Here is a 2,472-nt window from a genome sequence, read left to right as displayed (position 1 = left end):
GAAGGACTTCGATCGCACAAGTAAGGTTTTGTGAAGCGGATTTGGTATTACCCCGATCTTCAAGAGCTGAGGGGCTAAATATATCGCCTACTAGACCGCAGGGCTAGTCATCCATCAAATCTAATGGTGCTTGCCAGCAATATATTCTCAGGTCGATGCGGTTAGTTGGTGTGAATTGAATGCCTTCTTGTTCGAGCAAAGTTTTCTGTAAATAGTCGCCGCCGCCACGCGCGATCGAATATGAAATTTCACCCTTGGAATTAACCACGCGTTGCCAAGGAATATCTGAAGCAATTTCTACGCGAAATAGAGCATAACCGACCAATCTCGCTTTGCCATATAAACCGGCTAATTCTGCAACTCGACCGTAACTAAGCACCTTGCCGCGCGGAATTTTGCGCACGACATCATAGATTTGTTGATACTTAGACATGCGGTTGAGGAGCTGTTTGACGATTAAGAAACGATCGCGAGGCGTTCGCTGACTACAATCTTCATCCCTTCACGGGCGACGATCGATTCGGGGAAAATTTGGGTCGATTTTGCTGCGATCGCATCCATGAATTCATCGTTATGACTGGGATCGTGATGGAAGATTACGAGTTTTTTGACATTTGCGGCTTGGGCAACTTTTACACCTTCTTGCCAAGTTGAATGTCCCCACCCCACCTTACTAGTTTGGGGATGATAATACTCTTCATCTGTATAGGTAGAATCATAAATTAATACGTCAGCTCGATCGGCTAAAGCTAATACGTTGCGATCGAGTTTGTCTGGGAGATGTTCGGTATCGGTAATATAGGCGACGGCATAATCCCGCCAGCTCACCCGATAACCCATCGCGCCGCCGGGATGATTGAGCGCGCCAGTGGAAATGGTCACATCTCCCAATGTAACCGTGTCGCCATAGTCGAGATTATGAAACCGTAAATTTGCCCCCATCACCTGTAATGGGACGGGAAAATTGGGTTGGGTCATTTGATCGTGCAGGCGGTGTTCGATCGTCACACCGTGGGGAATTACGCCACCATAAATATCAAATTCGTTCCCTTCCATAAATGCGGGGGAAAAGAAGGGAAAGCCCTGGATGTGATCCCAATGGGAATGTGAAAAAAACAAATGTCCGCTGACGGGCAAATGGCCGAGCAATGATTGTCCTAAGACGTGAATGCCAGTGCCTGCATCGAAAATCAGCCGATAACCGCCGACTAACATTTCCACGCAGGGCGTGTTGCCACCGTACCGGACAGTGGCTGTGCCTGGACAAGCAATACTGCCCCGGACGCCCCAGAAATTAATTTTGAATTGGTCTTCCGGTTTGGACATGAGATCGGTTGGCAGTTAACAGTCGATAATTACTTCTCGGTGTAGGTCGCAGTGTGAGGACTGCCCGCGAGCTGGATGGCTGGGGTAGATCGCGATTTTCTCCATCTTCTTCTGAGTTTTAGCACGATGCGGTACGAGCATCAGTAATCTCGATCGCGATCGGCGGCGATTGGGCAGAGCCGACGCTACGCGATCAAGATCGGGCAAAACAATCTGGTGATGACCTAAACTAGTATGCCCACAAAAATTAGCGATCGAGAGGCTGTCTGCAAGTTTTGGGGGTCAAAGCTGCGCGATGCCAACCTCAGCTTAGAGCGTGTAAGTAAAATCTTCCACTAATAAACCGGGCACCCAGCTCCCACCGAGTTGGCGACTGCCATAGGTATCGACATCGGGAATAAATTCCACCCGATCTGTCAATGCCAGCAGATTTTCGCCCCAACAACGGTAGAGACTTTCATCAAAGCGTAAATTGGCGATCGGTGCAACGATCTCGCCCCGTTCGACCCAGAAACAGGCATGGCGAGTCATCCCCGTCACGCGCCCACTCGGTCGATCGCTCCAGTTGAGATAATGGAGATTAGATAGGTATAAACCTGTATCTAGAGTTGCTAAAATCCGATCGGGCGCGAGATCGCCAGGATCGATTTCTGCCGAACGCAGCGATTCGCTGCGATTGGCACCATTAGCGGGTTTTTGATATTCTTTGGCCGTGCGGGCATTGACCAAGGTATTGGCTAACTGGCCGCGATCGATCAGTGTCAGCTGGGCGGGAGCAATTTCACCCAGTTCGTTAAATCGCGGCACCAAACCCCGCTGAAAATTTTCGGCGATCGTCAATTGCGGGGAAAGGGCTTGTTCGCCGCGCTGTAATGCCCCAAAACAGCTCCGTCCTTGCTGCAAAGCCGCCTCGCTAATCCCGCCCCAAGAGAGCATCCCCAATAGGTCGGCAGTGGCGGCGGGAGCCAAGTAGGTACGATATTTACCGCGCTCGATCGTTTTGAGCGGTTGCGCCAAGCGGGTTAATTGCGTTTTGGACTCGGCAATTTTGGCTTGATAAGTAGCATCATCCCAATGACTGCCAGCGAGAGTGCCTTTGACGGCTTGTCCGGTTGGGGTAAACAGCGAATAATCCAAGGTATAGGA

3 protein-coding genes are annotated in these 2,472 nt (G+C 50.4%); all 3 read right to left on the bottom strand.

Annotation, left to right across the window (positions count from 1 at the left end):
* Window positions 1–103: 103 nt before the first annotated feature.
* Window positions 104–433 (bottom strand): MGMT family protein, encoded by a 330-nt coding sequence (locus tag RMO84_RS01085; protein ID WP_310486586.1) that lies wholly within the window; start codon window positions 431–433, stop codon window positions 104–106.
* A gap of 23 nt (window positions 434–456) precedes the next feature.
* A complete protein-coding gene (locus RMO84_RS01080) occupies window positions 457–1,326 on the bottom strand; it encodes an MBL fold metallo-hydrolase (protein WP_310486585.1) in 870 nt (289 codons plus the stop codon).
* Window positions 1,327–1,635: 309 nt separating this feature from the next.
* Window positions 1,636–2,472, bottom strand: an 837-nt coding sequence (locus RMO84_RS01075; RefSeq protein ID WP_310486584.1) for a metallopeptidase TldD-related protein, incomplete at its 5' end; no start/stop codon positions are given.

The sequence above is a fragment of the Chamaesiphon sp. VAR_69_metabat_338 genome (assembly GCF_031423935.1).
GTDB lineage: Bacteria > Cyanobacteriota > Cyanobacteriia > Cyanobacteriales > Chamaesiphonaceae > Chamaesiphon.
This window is presented reverse-complemented; position numbering and strand designations above follow the sequence as displayed.

Excerpts from the sequence above, each read along its gene's own strand:
- RMO84_RS01085 (WP_310486586.1), bottom strand. The coding sequence starts at position 433 with ATGTCTAAGTATCAACAAATCTATGATGTCGTGCGCAAAATTCCGCGC.
- RMO84_RS01080 (WP_310486585.1), bottom strand. The coding sequence starts at position 1,326 with ATGTCCAAACCGGAAGACCAATTCAAAATTAATTTCTGGGGCGTCCGG.